The 16285-nt window shown below is 43.8% G+C and carries 13 protein-coding genes; 7 read left to right on the top strand and 6 right to left on the bottom strand.

Going from position 1 to position 16285, the window contains the following annotated elements:
* Positions 1-1305 (bottom strand): histidine--tRNA ligase, encoded by a 1305-nt coding sequence (gene hisS / locus IWA51_RS07745; RefSeq protein WP_198442010.1) that lies wholly within the window; start codon positions 1303-1305, stop codon positions 1-3.
* A 35-nt stretch (positions 1306-1340) separates the two neighbouring features.
* On the opposite strand from hisS, the gene IWA51_RS07740 reads away from it, so the two are divergent.
* The 5 genes from IWA51_RS07740 to queA all read left to right on the top strand — a co-directional run bounded on the left by IWA51_RS07740 (position 1341) and on the right by queA (position 7266).
* Positions 1341-2156: a type III pantothenate kinase gene (locus tag IWA51_RS07740; protein ID WP_198442009.1), complete on the top strand. Its 816-nt coding sequence runs from the start codon at positions 1341-1343 to the stop codon at positions 2154-2156.
* A 98-nt stretch (positions 2157-2254) separates the two neighbouring features.
* Entirely contained in the window at positions 2255-4321 is a 2067-nt protein-coding gene (locus IWA51_RS07735; protein ID WP_198442008.1) for a methyl-accepting chemotaxis protein, read from the top strand.
* A 149-nt stretch (positions 4322-4470) separates the two neighbouring features.
* Positions 4471-5088 carry a Holliday junction branch migration protein RuvA gene (gene ruvA, locus IWA51_RS07730; protein ID WP_198442007.1) on the top strand — a complete coding sequence of 206 codons (618 nt, stop codon included), beginning with the start codon at positions 4471-4473 and terminating at the stop codon, positions 5086-5088.
* The gene (ruvB, locus tag IWA51_RS07725; RefSeq protein ID WP_230402626.1) at positions 5085-6251 is read left to right on the top strand and encodes a Holliday junction branch migration DNA helicase RuvB; all 1167 of its coding nucleotides are present in this window, start codon (positions 5085-5087) and stop codon (positions 6249-6251) included. Before ruvA ends, ruvB begins: the two co-directional genes overlap by 4 nt.
* Positions 6226-7266: a tRNA preQ1(34) S-adenosylmethionine ribosyltransferase-isomerase QueA gene (gene queA, locus IWA51_RS07720; RefSeq protein ID WP_177528887.1), complete on the top strand. Its 1041-nt coding sequence runs from the start codon at positions 6226-6228 to the stop codon at positions 7264-7266. The genes ruvB and queA overlap by 26 nt, the downstream gene beginning before the upstream one ends.
* A gap of 133 nt (positions 7267-7399) precedes the next feature.
* On the opposite strand, the gene IWA51_RS07715 is transcribed toward queA, so the two are convergent.
* Genes IWA51_RS07715 through IWA51_RS07695 form a run of 5 tightly spaced genes read right to left on the bottom strand, consistent with a single transcriptional unit; the run spans position 7400 to position 13651 of the window.
* Entirely contained in the window at positions 7400-8206 is an 807-nt protein-coding gene (locus tag IWA51_RS07715) for an FAD binding domain-containing protein (protein ID WP_198442006.1), read from the bottom strand.
* Positions 8193-8681 (bottom strand): (2Fe-2S)-binding protein, encoded by a 489-nt coding sequence (locus IWA51_RS07710; protein ID WP_177528885.1) that lies wholly within the window; start codon positions 8679-8681, stop codon positions 8193-8195. The genes IWA51_RS07715 and IWA51_RS07710 overlap by 14 nt, the downstream gene beginning before the upstream one ends.
* Positions 8656-10926 carry a xanthine dehydrogenase family protein molybdopterin-binding subunit gene (locus tag IWA51_RS07705; protein ID WP_198442005.1) on the bottom strand — a complete coding sequence of 757 codons (2271 nt, stop codon included), beginning with the start codon at positions 10924-10926 and terminating at the stop codon, positions 8656-8658. The genes IWA51_RS07710 and IWA51_RS07705 overlap by 26 nt, the downstream gene beginning before the upstream one ends.
* Positions 10919-12094, bottom strand: a complete 1176-nt coding sequence (locus IWA51_RS07700; protein WP_177528883.1) for a DegT/DnrJ/EryC1/StrS family aminotransferase — start codon at positions 12092-12094, stop codon at positions 10919-10921. Before IWA51_RS07700 ends, IWA51_RS07705 begins: the two co-directional genes overlap by 8 nt.
* A 33-nt stretch (positions 12095-12127) precedes the next feature.
* A complete protein-coding gene (locus IWA51_RS07695) occupies positions 12128-13651 on the bottom strand; it encodes a polysaccharide biosynthesis protein (RefSeq protein ID WP_177528882.1) in 1524 nt (507 codons plus the stop codon).
* 125 nt (positions 13652-13776) lie between these two features.
* On the opposite strand from IWA51_RS07695, the gene IWA51_RS07690 reads away from it, so the two are divergent.
* Together IWA51_RS07690 and IWA51_RS07685 are read left to right on the top strand one after the other, a co-directional pair.
* Entirely contained in the window at positions 13777-14322 is a 546-nt protein-coding gene (locus IWA51_RS07690) for a hypothetical protein (RefSeq protein ID WP_177528881.1), read from the top strand.
* Positions 14323-14483: 161 nt separating this feature from the next.
* Positions 14484-16283, top strand: a complete 1800-nt coding sequence (locus IWA51_RS07685; RefSeq protein WP_198442004.1) for an SPOR domain-containing protein — start codon at positions 14484-14486, stop codon at positions 16281-16283.
* The last annotated feature ends 2 nt before the right edge of the window (positions 16284-16285 follow it).

The raw sequence follows: 16285 nt of genomic DNA, 5'->3' as shown, positions 1-16285 counted from the left end.
TTATTTTCCCAAAATCTTTTGAGCTGCTTCCTCTGCTGTTATGCCCTGGAACTGCTCTCTTGTAGAAAGATTTTTAAGCGTAAGCGTTCCGTTTTGGGCTTCTTCTGCAGAAATAAGAATTCCCCACGGAATATTTTTTTTGTCGGTTACAGCATATTGCTTTGACATTTTTACACTGTCCGGGAATACTTCTACTGCAACACCTGCTTTTCTAAGAAGACCGGCAACTTTCTGGTAGTAAATGCTCAGGTCTGCGCTTGTGTTGTAGATTTCTGCATCGAGGTAGCTTCCTTTTTGTGTGGCAAGTCCCAGCTGTGAAAGTCCTGCAATGAGTCTGTCGAGTCCTATGCTTGAACCTACACCCGGAACCTTGTCTTTCATGTAAAGGCCTGCAAGGTTGTCGTAACGGCCGCCGGAGCATACCGAACCGATTGACGGCAGTTTGTTGAGGAAGGTTTCGTAAACAACGCCTGTGTAGTAGTCAAGACCGCGTGTTATGGACGGGTCAAGAACATAGGCTTTGTCTATTTCTGCAGCAACCATCATGGCGTAGATGTCCCTCATTCTTTTTGAGTCTTCTGCAGGTCCGCCGGCAAGCTTTTCGATTTTATCCAGAGTCTGTGCGAAAGTGTCACACGGTTTTATGTAGTCAAGAATCTGTTCCGCAGAGGAAGTGCTGCCTGTTACTTCTGTAAGTTCGTCTTTTACTTCCTGTTCGCCGACTTTTGCTATTTTGTCTACAATGCGCAGAATGTCTTCTGATTTGTCAGAACAGCCTGTTTTTGTAAGGAATCTGTTGAAAATTCCGCGGTGGTTTACGTGGATTGTTATGTCGTCGACACCGATTGAAGAAAGTGCTGCCTTCATGAGTGAAAGAATTTCAAAGTCGGCACTGGCACTGTCGCTTCCTACTGTGTCAAAGTCACACTGAACGAATTCGCGGTAACGGCCTGCCTGCGGTTTTTCACCTCTCCATACTTTTGCTATGTGGTAGCGCTTGAACGGAAAATACAGTTCTTCACGGTGTTCTGCGGTGAATCTTGCGAACGGAACTGTAAGGTCAAAACGCATTGCTACATCACGACCGCCGTTGTCTTCAAAGCGGAATACCTGTTTTTCTGTCTCGCCGTTGCTTTTGCGCAGAAGAATTTCTGTATATTCAAGTACGGGAGTGTCAATGGGTACAAAACCGTAGGCCCTGTATGTGTTTGTAAGTTTTTCGATAAGACCGGCACGCAGTATTTCGTCCTGCGGCAGAAAATCCCTGAATCCTTTTAATACTTTAGGTTGAATAAGTGTTTCCATAAGTGATATATTACAGTTTTAAGGGGTTAATTTCAATGCTGTTTGCAGTAGACATAGGAAATTCAAATGTAGTGGCGGTGGTTTTTGACGGCGACAGAATTCTTGTCCAGTGGAGAATTGCAAGTGACGTGAGGCGTACCGGGGATGAGTATACTTCCATAATCCTTACACTTGCCCGTGATGCAGGAATTGACGTGCGGAATATTGAAAATGCAATTATAAGTTCTGTTGTTCCAGCACTTATAGGACCGTTTGTTATTGTCTGCCAGCATCTCTGCGGAAAAAATCCTTTTGTAATGCGTTCATCGCTTGCACTTTCGGGCGACCTTCCTGTTAAACTTCCTGAAAATTCTTCACACGAAATGGGAACAGACCTTCTGTGCAATGCCGTAGCTGCATGGAAACTTTTTGGCGGAAAGGCAAATATCGCAGTTGATTTCGGAACGGCTCTTACCCTTACAGTTACTGATTCCGCAGGGATTATACGCGGTCTTACAATTTCCCCCGGTCTTGGAACGGCTGTAAAGGCTCTGGCGACGAATACTGCACAGCTTCCGTTTGTTCCTCTTGAAGCTCCTGCAAGTTCGCTGGGTTCTACTACAAAAGAAGCTATTCAGGCCGGCGTTGTTCTTGGGTACAAAGGGCTTGTAGAATATCTGGTCGCAAATATAAAGGAAGATTTATTCAAGGTTTCGGGAGACAGGCCTTCTGATGTAAAAGTTGTTGCGACCGGCGGACTGAACAGCGTGCTCAAGCCCCTGACCGATGCTTTTACCAATGTGGACAAGGATTTGACCATAAAGGGACTCAAGGCTGTTTTTGACATTATGAGCGGCCGTGAAAACAAGTGAAATTCCTTTTATTTTTTTTTCTTTTATTTTTTTTCGTTTGTATTTGACTATTTCATTATGCAGGATTAAACTATAATTTATAGTTATGGAGGATTTCTGTGAAAAAAGATTCTGTTCTGGTAAAAGTAGTTGCCGTAGCTGCTGCAATTGCTGTCGATGTAGCCATACTTTTTTTTGGTTCGGCAGCTGTGTTTACAAAAAAATCGTCTGAATCGCTTGGCATACTTTCTGAAATGCAGGTTCTGCGGTTTGAGTCCCAGATCAAGTCAGAGATAAAACTTGTTCTTCAGATGACATCTTCTCCTGTTATCAAAGAATATATGGAAAATCCCGAAGGTTATGGACAGGCAGACCTTGCCCTTGCCGAACTTGAACAGTACCGGAATTCTTTTCTGAGCAAAAGTTCGTTCTGGATTTCTACAGCCGACCGCAAATTCATGTCTGACGGAAAGTATGCCTATACCCTTGACCCGGAGGATCCGGCGCAGTACTGGTACAAAATGACACTTAAGGAAACGGAAGTTTACAACTTTAACATAAATTACAATCCTGATCTTAAGAATACGTTCCTCTGGATAAATGCCGTTGTGCGCAATGAAAGCGGTGTTCCTGTCGCAATCGCCGGAACCGGAATTCCTATAGGAAACTTTATTGATGAGATTTATTCTTCGCTTGAGTCAGAGCCTGGCGTAAATATGTTCATGTATAATTCCGCAGGGGAAATTACGGGGGCCGCAGACAAGACTCTTGTAGAAAAGAAGGCTTTGATTTCTTCTGTGATTCCGTCTGCCGCAGCAGCAGGTGAAGTTAAGGAAGAGAAATTTATTCCTTCTCTTAAAGGAAGCAGCATGTTTGTTCCGATTGAACTTATTGGATGGACTTTGGTTTTGTACAAGCCGTTTACCCTTGAGGCATTCTGCGCCAGCTGTTATATTCCGGTTGGACTTATTCTTCTTGCGGTGTTTGTTTTCTATATGGTTTTGATGGCTTTCAGGATTTTTATGCCGCTCAACGCACTTTGCAGAATGGTGACGCAGATTTCATCGGGCAATGCTGATCTTACAAGAAGAATTGACATGCTTGGCAGGACTACGATTCCTGTTATAAAAAAGCTTGTTGAAGGATTCAATTTTTTTATAGAAAAAATCCAGGAGCTGGTTTCTGATCTTAAGGAATCTGAAAAGAGTCTTGAGGAGTCGCGCGCAAAACTTAAGGACTGTACGGCAGATACGCTGGATTCCATTGGCGGAATTCTTACGAGTATTGATACTTTTGGAAGCGGAATTGACAGTCAGTCGGCTAGTGTTTCTGATACGGCCGGGGCTGTCAACGAAATTTCTTCCAATATTTCGTCACTCAACAAGATGATTTCAACCCAGAGTGAAAGTGTTTCGGAAGCTTCTGCTGCAGTTGAACAGATGCTTGGAAACATTATGTCTGTTAACTCTTCGGTTGAAAAACTGGGAAAATCTTTTGAAGAACTCGAAAATGATTCTGCCGAGGGTGTTGCAAAACAGGATGAAGTCAATACCAGAATCTCGCAGATCCAGAATGAGTCTATGATGTTGCAGGAAGCGAACCTTGTTATTTCGTCAATTGCAGAACAGACAAATCTTCTTGCGATGAATGCCGCTATTGAGGCAGCACATGCAGGCGAGGCTGGCAAAGGATTCAGTGTTGTTGCTGATGAAATACGCAAGCTGAGCGAGACTTCTTCAGAACAATCCAAATCTATAGGACAGAAGTTGCGGAATATTCAGAATTCTATTTCAGAGATGGTGAGCGTGTCTGAAGATTCTGCACAGACTTTGCGGAATGTTTCGGACAAGATTAAAGATACAAATACACTGGTTCAGCAGATAGAAAATGCCATGGCAGAACAGGAAGTAGGTTCAAAGCAGATTAACGGTGCTCTTGATACGCTGCGTGATTCTTCTGTTGAAGTCAAAACCGCTTCTTCTGAGATGGAAGCTGGAAACAAATCTATTCTTGACGAGATTCACAATCTTCAGGATACTTCGTGCAGAATGCAGGACGGAATGGACAAAATGAAGGCTGACGGACGCAGAATGAATGATACCCAAAAGGCGCTTTCTGTTCTTTCTGACGAAATGGATGATGCTATCCGCGTGATTAGTGAGCATCTGAATATGTTCAATGTTTAAAAAAGGTGAACATCCGGCAAGTTAAGCTTTGTGATGTTCCCGAAGCAAGCGGCCCTTTGAAACGTTTTGTGCTTTTTTTGTTGTACTCTTTTTGATACGTTTTGGGGGCTGTCTTGTTTTTACATGTTTAAATGTGATATAATGGAATAATGTTTAACAGCCTTACCGGTACTGTAACCGGCAAACTTCCTCAGAAAATTTTTATTGATACTCACGGAATAGAATGGGACATTACGGTTCCTGACAGTTCTTCTGCGGCTTTTGCACAGGTTGGGCAGCCGTGCCGTGTTTTTACCTGGCTTCAGCATACTGACGCTCTGATGAATCTTTTTGGTTTTGCTTCTGATTCTGACCGTTCACTTTTTTTTGATCTGCTTAAGGTTGACGGTATTGGTCCGAAGGGCGCAATAAAGATTATGGGAAGTATATGTGCTTCTGATTTGGCACGCATTCTTGAAAGCGGGGATCTGGAAGCGTTGCAGAAAGTTCCCGGTGTGGGTAAAAAGACTGCGGCAAAGATGCTGCTTCAGCTTAAGGGAAAACTTACTCTTTCTGAAATAGACTCTTCTTCTGCTGCAAAGTCTGATTCCCCTTATGCTGATTTGGTAAGTGCACTTTCTGAAATGGGATACGAGCGCAAGAGTGCAGAAAAAACTGTTTCTGAAATAGTTTCGCGCATGACCAAAGACGGTTCTTTTGAAGGAAAGACAGATGCCCAGAAGGAAGAAATTCTGTTCCGCACGGCTATTGTGGAGCTTGCAAGATGAACAAAAGTGTGACGCACAAGTCTTCTTACGAAAGGGAAAGCGGTGACGAAATGAACATTGTTGCACAGCTGGCTTCTCAGGCTGCGGGCGGTTCTACAAAAATTTTCCGTGCTGGTGACACCGGCGCTTCTGACTTGAACATAGTGCGGGCCGACATTACTTCTGAAGATGATGTGCAGGAAGGCGGACTGCGCCCCAGGGTTCTTTCTGATTTTCAGGGACAGACGGCAATAAAGAAAAATCTTTCTGTTTTTATAAATGCAGCCCGTGAAAGACAGGAGTCTCTGGATCATCTGTTTCTGATAGGCCCGCCTGGTTTGGGAAAGACTACACTTGCGCAGATAACGGCAAACGAACTTGGTGCTGACTTTAAAGTTACAAGTGCTCCTGCTTTGGACAAGCCCAAGGATCTTGCGGGAATTCTTTCTACGATAACCGAGCGTACAGTTTTTTTTATTGACGAGATTCACCGCCTTAAGCCTGCAATAGAAGAAATGCTTTATATTGCAATGGAAGATTTTGAGCTGGACTGGGTAATAGGACAGGGCGCTGCTGCAAGAACCGTGCGTATTCCTATTCCGCATTTTACACTTGTGGGAGCCACTACCAAGGCCGGAATGGTAAGTTCACCTCTTATAAGCCGTTTTGGAATTATACAGCGCTTTAATTTTTATTCAAAGGAAGAACTTGCTGGAATTATAAGGCGTTCGGCACTTATTCTTAATGTTAAGGTAGAAGACGATGCTGCGGATCTTATGGCCGGCTGTTCAAGAGGAACTCCCCGTGTAGTAAACAGACTTTTACGGCGCATGAGGGATTTTGCGCAGATAGAAGGGAACGGCATTATTACGAAGGCTATTGTAGAAGATGGTCTGGACAGGCTTGGAATTGACTGTCTTGGTCTTGAGCGCTATGACAGGGAAATTCTACTTTCGATAATCAATAACTTTGGTGGCGGACCTGTCGGGGCAGAAACACTTGCCATTTCTATAGGCGAGTCAATGGACACCCTTGAAGATTATTATGAGCCTTATCTGATTCAGTGCGGGCTTTTGCAGAGAACTCCGCGCGGCCGGACCGTTACTGAAAAAGCATATGAACATCTCGGAATTGCTCCGGGAAAGGAAAATAAAAACAATGAAAACCAGCGACTTTTATTTTGATCTGCCACAGGAACTTGTAGCGCAGAAACCTTCGGGAAAACGCGGCGAAGACCGTCTGATGCTTTTGGGAAGAAAATCGGGACTTGTTGAACATAAAATGATGGAGGATCTTCCGTCTCTTATTGAACCGGGTACACTGATGATTTTTAACAACAGCAGGGTAAGAAGAAGCCGCTGTTACGGAATCAAGTGCGCTACCGGTCGCGAACAGGAATTTATGTTCCTTCATCAAATGGGCCCTGAAGGCGACACGTGGAATACAATGGTAAAAGGCGCAAAGAAAGTCAAGGTTGGCGGCCTTTATAAATTTTCTGACGGCAGTGAAGGTACAATTGTTGATAACCCCGATGACATTGGTACTGAGTTCAGGACAATACGCTTTACGTTCAGAATTACGGAAGAGTGGTTTGAGCGCAACGGACATATTCCCCTTCCTCCTTACATACGGCGTGAAGATACCGAAGTTGACGGTGAGAGATACCAGACAGTTTATGCAAAGGAAACCGGAAGTGCCGCCTGTCCTACAGCCGGTCTTCATTTTACAGAACCGATGCTTGAAAAACTAAGGGAGCGCGGCGCCGAACTTGAATGGATTACGCTTCATGTAGGGCTGGGAACTTTTCTTCCTGTGCGTGCAGAAAATATTGAAGAACACAAAATGCATGAAGAAGTTTATACTGTTCCGTATGACGTTGCAGAAAAGATAAACAAAGCAAAAAAAGAAGGTCGGCCTGTTCTTGCAGTCGGAACAACTAGCGTGCGCACACTTGAAAGTGCTTGTGATGAAAACGGTGTTGTCTCTGGCGGAACGGGAAAAACGCATATCTTTATGTACCCGGGATACAAGTTCAAGGTAGTGGACCAGATGTTTACAAACTTTCACACACCAGAGTCTACGCTGATTATGCTTGTAAGCGCATTCAGTACTAGGGAAAATATTCTTAATGCATACAACGAAGCCGTTAAAGAAAAATACCGTTTCTTTTCTTACGGCGACTGCATGCTGATTAAATAGTTTGGATAACTTCCGTGAGGCGGCGTGTATTCAAACTATTTGATCTGTTATATAAAATAATTAAGGTGCAAGAACTGCCGGCACGGCAGTTCTTGACGTTTGAAAAACTTTCGTGGAACGAAAGTTTTTCAAACTACATTAACTGTTCCAGGGCATAGCGCAGGAGATTCAGAAACTGGATCTTAAGAATTGGCTTTGCCTGTAGCAGCGAAAATTTTTCATCATAGACGCGTTCTGTTTCCTGGATAAGAGTATCTATGTCGCGTCTTGCGATTGGAAGTTTTATTCCGATTATTTTGTTTTCAAGTTCCTGTGAAGAAAAAACTATGCTTCCTGCAAATGCGATGCGTATGTTTGCCACTATTCCTTTCTGCGTTTCTACAAGAAAGACGAAGGCTGCAGAAAGCGGATTAATTAATCTTGAAGGGCCGACCCTGCGGAATATTTCTATTCCCCATTCATCAAACGGAACCCTGATTTTTGTCATTACAAAACTTTTGGGAACGCCGCTGAATTTTGAAAATGGTATGAATTTTGTTTCGTTCTGGTTTCTTACTTCAATCTGCGCATTGAGTGCAAGAAGCGGAGCCCAGAGCGTGTGTTTTATTCCTGGGGAACAGATGTTTCCGCCCAGTGTTGCCATGTTGCGTACTGCTTCTGTTCCAATGGATTCCAGAGCATCGTAAAGTACTGCCGGCATGTTTGCCTTGCCGATTTTAATCATCTGTGACAGCGTTACTGCCGGCCCGAAGTCTATAAAACGTTCACGCTTTTCTATTGACGACAGTTCGGGAATGGCCCTTATTGTCATTGATTTTTCTGCCGTAATTCCTGTTTCTGTACAGCCGCCGAGAATCTGTATATTTTTTACCGAGCGCAGATTGTAGAATACGTCTGCAAGATTTTTTGTAAGCTCAACGGTTCGGTTATTTTTTTGCATTGTGTCTTCCTTCGCGCGTGTGTTTTGCTGCAACGGCGTACATTATTGCGGCGGCAAGACTGTCACTGTCTGCACAGCACGGGGCAAGTCCTCTTAATGCAGAATAAAGTGATGCCTTGTCGGGACGGAAACTGGCTTTGAGAATTCCATAGGCTGTAAAAATTTTTCCGGCATTGCAGTAACCGCAGAGATGAATTCCGGCCTGGTTGAACCCTGTAATTATGTCCTGATAACACGGGTCGTTTTTGAAGTATTCCAGGGTTACTATTTTGCTGTCACGTACGATTCCTATTGGAACAAGGCACGCTGGAACAGGATTGTCGTCCAGAAGAATCATGCAGTTTCCGCAGAGGCCTTTCTGGCAGCCGCATTTTACGCTGAAGAGTTTTTCTTTTCTTAGAACTGTCAGGAGCTTTTCTGACGGGTCAGCCGAAATTACATGTTTCTTTTCATTTATTGTCAGAGTTATTGTCATCTGTTGTTTCCTCCTTGACCTGTTCCCCCATTTTTTTTGCTACATTTTCTGCATTTTCGTAGATTTTCTGCTCGCATAGTTTGTAATAAACCGAATCTGTCTGGAGCGGAAGGGATGTCATTGTGCAGCCTAGTGCCTGCGAGAGAGCCTGTGTGTAGGCTGCAGGTATTACATTGTATGCTATTTCGCCTATCTGCATGGGGCTTTCATTTGACTTCATGAACATAACCTTTATGTTTTTGCAGTCGATTGTATCGTTTGAAACAAGCGAAGAGAGAACTTTTTGTATTGAAAGCCTGATTCTGCTTTCTGCCGCCTTGCGGTTAAGAATCTGGCCGCCGTATATTACAATCGAAATACCTCTTACTATTTCTCTGTAGGTACATGGATCCAGTTCTATTTCTACAACTGCCGACGCAAATGATGTACTGTGGAACGGTGTTCCCGAAAAAGATTCCTTGTTCCATTCTTTTTTCTGCGCCGGAGTTATTTTCTTTTTTACGGTGTATGGAAGTGCTGTTCCTTCTTTTCTTTTTTTTATTGCGGCGCAGCACTTTTTTAAGAGAACCGTCATGACGCTGATGTTGCTGTATACGTTTTCGGGCAGCGGCGGCTCTTCGTCTGCCTTGAAGGAAGAATTTATCTTTACGGCGGACTGGTTTATTCCCAATTCGTCGGCCGCGAGCTTGTACCAGATTTCTTCTACTGTACTTGAAACCGGCGGGCAGTGTATTGTGAGCGTCTGGTCTGCTTCGAGCGTTACTTCAAGTGACTGGTCGTTTCCGTAGACATTGGAGCCGTAATAACCGGAACCTTCGAATGCAAAGGAAAATCCGATTCCGCGGAGGGGAGAAGAGTAAACAGCGTCATATTCAGTGTCGTTTCCCCTAATTTTTCTGTTTTTTGCCTCGAGGTGGTATGCTGAATATTTTCTGTTCAAATCACTGGCCTGTGTTATTGCAAGCGCAAGGTCATGGAAATTTTCTGTCTGAAACGTGAACGGGTACTGGTTTTTTATGTTCTTTTTTGCCGCTATTATGTTTCTTTCCCTTATTTCTGCAGGAAGGAGGGAACATTCGGCAGCCATTTCGTTCATTTGGTTTTCCAGGGCAAAAAGGGCTGCGGAATCTATTATCTGTACGTCAACTGATGAAGCCGGGGTTAATGAACGGTATGCTGTTGCAGTTACGCTCAGGTTCTGCGGACGGTATATTCCGGATGAGGCAATGACAAGTCTGTCTATTGTTTCCTGTGCGAACGGGTTTGAAAAGCCTGCGTCTACATCAATGTCTATTTTCATTGCAAGAAGTTTTCCGCTGTCGTCTGCTGCCGTTACATGTGTTATTGTGATTGGGCGCATTGAGTCAAGGAATTTTTCCTGTTCGTCACGGCTGTATACCAGTTTTACAGGTTTGTGTGCTTTTTTTGATGCAATGGCGACCTGACAGGCCAGAATGCTGTTGAACCAGATTCCGTTTGTTCCTGTATTTGAAGATGATGTTTTTTTTACGGTAATGTTTTCTGTCTTTATGTTAAGAGCCGAAGCTGCAATTTGCCTTAAGCTGGAAAGCCATTGTGTAGGTGTGCAAATGGTGAGGTTTTCACCGTCTTTCCAGTCACATAAAGCTCCGTTCGGTTCCCCGTAGTAGGGCGTGGTCATGGAATACTGCCAGCATCGTTTTATAAGGTGCGGTGCCGAGTCCAGTACACTTTCTATTCCCGGGATTTTTCCTTCTTTGTCTTTTTCAAAACAGGGGCCGTACTGTTTTTCGCGGCGTGCAATAACAGTAGAAAACAAATCATCTGAAGGCAGGTCTTCTATTGCGTCTTGCAAAGCCGTGCCGTCTGCTGCCGGTATTTCCTGAACGTCCTGTACATCCTGGAGGAATGATTCTATAGGGTTTTCGTCTACAGAAATTTTAAGTTCCGAAAGAATTTCATACAGTCTTGAAAGATCCGGGCCTGCAAGAAGTCCGATCGGCTCTCCAAGGTAGGAAATGTTTCCGTCGCAGAATACAGGGACTTTTCCGCAGGGAGTATCAATGAAATTTGTTCCCGGAACATCTCTTGCCGTTACTATCGTATATCCCTCGGGAAGATCGGGATGTGATACTGCCATAAGAATTCCTTTCTGGGCAGGGCTTCTTATTGTTACGGCATTTATCATGTCGCTCATGGAAAGGTCGCTGTAGAATTCCTTTTGGAAAGAGATTTTTGATGAACGTTTTCTTACTGCTTTAGGCATGGTGTCGCTCCCCGGTTTCTTTTACGCATTGTACGACACGTTCGAGCATCTGCTGCGTCATGTCGGGCCAGAGTGGAAGGGTAATTGTTCTGCTGTAGGCTTTCATTGCGTTGGGATAATTTTCTGCTGTAAAGTCTTTGTAAAGATTTTTCCAGTAGGTAAATTGAAAAAGCGGTATAAAGTGAACGCTTATTCCGATTCCTGCTTGCTGTAGTTCTTTTGCAAAAGTGTTTCTGTCGCAGTCAAGTTTTTCATTGTTAAGGCGCATAAGGTAAAGGTGCCAGGAGTTTCCTTCTGAGTCAGGCGGAAGTTCTACAAAGTCTGTGTCTGCAAAGGCTCTGTTGTAGAAGGCAGCGTGCTGTTTTCTTTTTGTGTCGAATTCGTCGGCGCGCGATAACTGTGTGCGGCCCAATGCTGCAAGAATGTCCGGCATGTTGAACTTGTATCCGGGCGCAATGATGTCATATTCCCACGAGGCTCTTGGGGAAGTGTATCTGTCCCATGTAGTTCTGTCCATTCCATGAAGGCGCATCTGTGTCATTCTTTTGCAAAGCTGTTCGTCATTTGTTGTGACCATTCCGCCTTCTGCCGTAGTTATGGTTTTTGTTGCGTAGAAAGAAAAGATTCCGCAGTCACCGATAGAACCTGCGTAACCGAGTTTTGTTCTGCTGGGAAAGGAATGCGCACAGTCTTCTATTACACGCACTTTGTGTTCTTTTGCAATGCGCATTATGCGTTCCATGTTGCAGACATTGCCTCCTATGTGAACGGGAACTATTGCCACAATCTTTTTTTGCGGATTCTGTGCAAATATTTTTTCTATTGAGTCAGGATCGATGGAGTATGTGTCTTTTTCTATGTCTGCAAAAAGTACATCTGCACCCAGATGCCTTGCGCAGGCTGCTGTTGAAACAAAAGTGTAGGGCGTTGTAATTACGGCTGTTCCGGGAGCAACACCGCAGGCTTCCATGGCAAGAATCATTCCGCTTGTATTGCTGTTTACTGCCAGTGCATATTGTGTTTTTACTTTAGCGGCGAATTCTTTCTCGAAGGCAAGACATTCTTTTCCTGTAGTGAGCCATCCGCTTCTGAGTACAGAAAGCACAGCCTGTTCGTCTTGTTCGTTTATTGATGCCTTAAAAAAAGGAATATTTGTATTTTCTTCCATATATATGTCTCCTGTTAAGCCGTGCTGTCATTTTTATAAAGCTGCCGCTCTGTTTGTTTGCGGCCGGGACTTGGCGGCTTCCTGTTCTTTGTAGAAAGCGTCCAGTGAGGGAACAGCCGCGCGCAGTATTTTAAGAAGCTGCTCACTGTTTCTGTAAAGGCTGCTTTTTTCTTCTATATAGTTGCATATAGGAATGAGGGAATCAATTAGATTGTCAAGATTAAAGCAGTCACGTCTTGCATTGGTCAGAGTGAGTATTTTGGGGTATTGCGTTGGGGTAGGGTTTTCTTCGGGTGTCCAAAGCGGTTCTACCAGACGTTCACCGCGGCGCGCACCTATAATCTGGATTTTTATGTCTTTGTCTGGCCTGAAACCGCTGAAAGTAATAATCTGTCTGGCAAGATCTATTATTTTTACCGGGTCGCCCATGTCCAGAAGATATGAAGCACCGTTATTGCCTACGCCGCCGGTCTGCAAAACCAGAGAGCATGCTTCGGGTATTGTCATGAAATAGCGCTCCATTGCAGGGTCAGTTACGGTAACCGGGCCTCCGTTTTTTATCTGTTCGGTAAAAATAGGAAGAATAGAGCCCCTTGAACCCAGTACATTGCCGAATCTTACGAACATAAATGCCTTGCTGGCGGTGGCTTTGTCTGCTGCATTTACAACTAGTCTTTCGCAAAGCATCTTTGACGCTCCGTAAACGCTTACTGGTTCCACAGCTTTGTCTGTTGAAATAAGAACAAAACGTTCTGTTCCGCATGAGAGGGCAGCATCAAGAAGATTTTTTGTTCCCAAAACATTGTTTTCTATTGCTGCAACAGGATTTTCTTCCATCATGGGAACGTGTTTGTATGCCGCGCAGTGAAAAATAACGTCTGCCCGTGTGTGCGAGATAATGTATTTTACGTAATTTCTGTCACGCATGTCCCCTATAATAGGAACAATTGTTGCTTTTTCGCCGACGCCTTCGCACTGAAGTAAATGAAGCTCGCGGTAAATGTTAACGATGGAATTTTCACCGTGCCCGAAAAGGTACAGACGTTCTGCTCCGCCTGACAAAAGCTGTCTGGAAAGTTCGCTGCCTATTGAACCGCCGGCACCTGTTATCAAAACGCGTTTTCCTTTGAGGTAGGAAAGGCTTTCCCTTAGCGGAATTACAACCGGTGTTCTGCCGAGAATGTCCAGTGGATTAATATCTCTTGCCTGAATAAAGTGGGCCTTTTCTTCTATAATCTGGCTTATTGAGGGAAGAATTTTTATCTGCATAAAGCCGCAGTTTTTTAGGACGTTGTAAATAGAGCGTATTCTTTCTACCGGTGCGCTTGGAATGGCAATTACGGCCTGGTCTACAGGATTTACGCGCAGTGCATCGGCCATGCTGTCTATAGGCCCCAAAACTGGAATTCCGTCTATTTTTGTTCCTATTAGATTTTTATCATCGTCAAGGAAAGCCGTAACTGTACCGAAAACTTTTTTTCTGTTAAGATCACGGACTATCATCTGACCGGCAAATCCGGCTCCTATTATATAAAGTCTGCTGTCAACCTTGTTCATTTCAAAAATGATACCACACCTTGCCGTTTTCTTCAATTCCGCAGGAAAAATAAGAAAAAACTAAACTGAATCAATGAAATTCCGATGATTTATATGAAGACAAGTTTTGTTTTGCGGAGATTCTGATGAAATACTTTATGGAACGAAAAAATACAGCTCTTTTGTTTGCAATGCTGCTTTTTGCCCCGTGTTTTGCGGCGGCTTTTCCTTCTGTGGGGTTTCAGATTATCCAGCATGATCCTTCGGGTGATGAAATAAGAAATTGTGTCTACATCATTGAGGATGCGCTGTTTGATACATTCTTTTCAAACGGAATTATAATTTCGAATTCACCGCCAGTTTCTTCTGATCCAAAAGAATTTGATTCAGTTTTCAGAAAGTCTTTGGATGAAGCGCGTGAAAGCGGAACAGATTTGTTTGTTGAACTGACTGGGGAATTTGATGTTTCGGACTCAACAAATCCGTCGGGAGCCCTTTTGGACAATATAAGTTCTTTTTCATATACAGTTATTGATATAGATAAGGATGAAGTTCTTTTTGGCGGAAAGAAAATTCCTCAAGGGACTTCTAAAATTACAGACAGCACGCAGTCAGTCAGAGATTTTGGCTTTGAAATTGCCGCTGATATTTTTAATGGAATAAGGAAAAATTTCCGGACAAGCCGCCGGTGATTTTTAAAGGAAGGATATATGAAGGATGTCGGAATTAGCGCCATCCTTCAAAACTACAGTTGCTGCACAACTGTCTTATATAACGTATACGCTTACGCGTATTAATTGAACTTAATCGCAAGTTGAAACTTGCTCAATCGTTCAATTTTAAGGAAGGATATATGAAGAAAATTCTGAGCACAGTATTTATTTTACTTTCGGCAACGCTTCTTTTTGCGTCCGGTTCGTCTATTGACGGGCGCATTGCGGTTGCCTCCAAAGGGGAACTTCCTTCCGGATTGTTTGCAAAAACTGCCGGTTATCTTCCAGGGGATAGTGTTACGATTACGAATCCTGCCAACGGTTCTGTTCTACAGGTGCTTAATCTTGGAACAATTGATCAGGCAGAAGGTGTGGCAATTCTTTTGTCGGGCGAGTCGGCTGAACGGCTTGGTATAAAAAAAGGCACCGAACTGCAGGTTAAGCTTGCTCCAAGGTCGGGAAGTTTTGACGAATCTGTGTCTGGCAGTGCAATTCTGTCTTTGCGTACTTTTGAAGAAGAAAAGGTACCGGAAGAAGAAAGCGCGCAGACTGCTGCAATAGAAACGGCTGTCAAAGAAGAAACTGATTCTGTTAAGGAAGCTGCTGCAGAAGAAAGCACACCTGTAGTTGAAGAAGCAGTTGCAGCCGAAGAAAACGTACCTGCAGAAGAGACTGAATCTGTAGAAGAAACTGCCGTTGCAGAACCTATTCCCGAAGATATTGACGCTGTTCAGATTGAACCAGAAGAAGAAACCGAAGAAAATATTGCTCCCGAAGAAACTGTCGTTCCTGAACAGAGCGAATACGAGTATGAAGAATATATCGAAACCGACGGTGATTTTATAGAAGAAAAAAATAATGTAGAAATGGCATCTCCTGCCGAGCGTGCAGAAATGCAGAATGAAGATTCCTCTGCCGAAAAACCAGTGCCCGCAGAAGAGAGTACTCCTGTAGAGGAAGAAGCCATTTCTGTCGAAGAAAGCGCACCTGTAGAAGAAGAGCCGCAGACTGTTGTGCCAGAAGAGCCGTTTGAGGCCGAGTCGGTTGAAGACGCTGTTATAGAGATGTCTGAAGAAGAAAAGAAAAGTGTTCTTAAAGGCGACATGAAAGGAGAAGAAGTTGCGTCAGTTGAACCTGATGAAACACCTGCAGAAGATGAATGCGAGGTTACTTTTGATGTCGAAGAAGAAGCCGTAGCCGAAGAGCCGTTTGAAGCAGAACCAGTTGAAGACGCTGTTATAGAGATGCCTAAAGAAGAAAAGGAAAGTGTTCTTGAAGGCGACATGGAAGGTGAAGAAGTAGCTTCAGTTGAACCTGATGAAACACCTGAGGAGGCTGAAGGCGAAGTTGCTTTTGATGCCGAAGAAGAAGCCGTAGCCGAAGAGCTGTTTGAAGCCGAGCCGATTGAAGACGCTATTACAGAAGATATTGAAGAACAGAGCACTGAAGTTTCAGAAGAACCTGAGGTTACCGAAGTTCCGGAAGAAAGCGCAGAAGACGCTGTTATAGCAGAAGATGAGACTGAAGCTTACGAACCGATTATTCTTGTTCCGGCTGAACCCGAAGCCCCTGTTCCAGAGACTGCAGAAAATGCTATGTCTGTGGTAGAAAAAGAAGAGCCTATTGTTCTTGAGCCTGTAGAAGTTCAGGAAAAGAAAGAAGAAGTTTCTGAAGTCAAAGCAAATGACAATGAAAATATTCTTGAGTCTGAATCTGAACTTGCGAAAGGCTATTATATCCAGTTTGCTACGTTCGGGGATATAAAAAATGTTTACGCTGCAAAAGAACGTTATTCAAAGTTCCCGCTTTGTGTTGTAAAAACTGCAAAGGGACTGTACAAAGTTCTGGCCGGACCGCTGACTGTTGACGAATACGGAGCTGTACTTGCCAAATTCCGTGACTTTGGATTCAAGGATGCGTTTGTAAGAAAGATAAAATAATT

It is taken from the genome of Treponema peruense (assembly GCF_016117655.1).
Taxonomy (GTDB): Bacteria; Spirochaetota; Spirochaetia; order Treponematales; family Treponemataceae; genus Treponema_D; species Treponema_D peruense.
The sequence above is the reverse complement of the archived record's forward strand: the minus strand, read 5'-3'. Positions and strand labels throughout refer to the sequence as shown.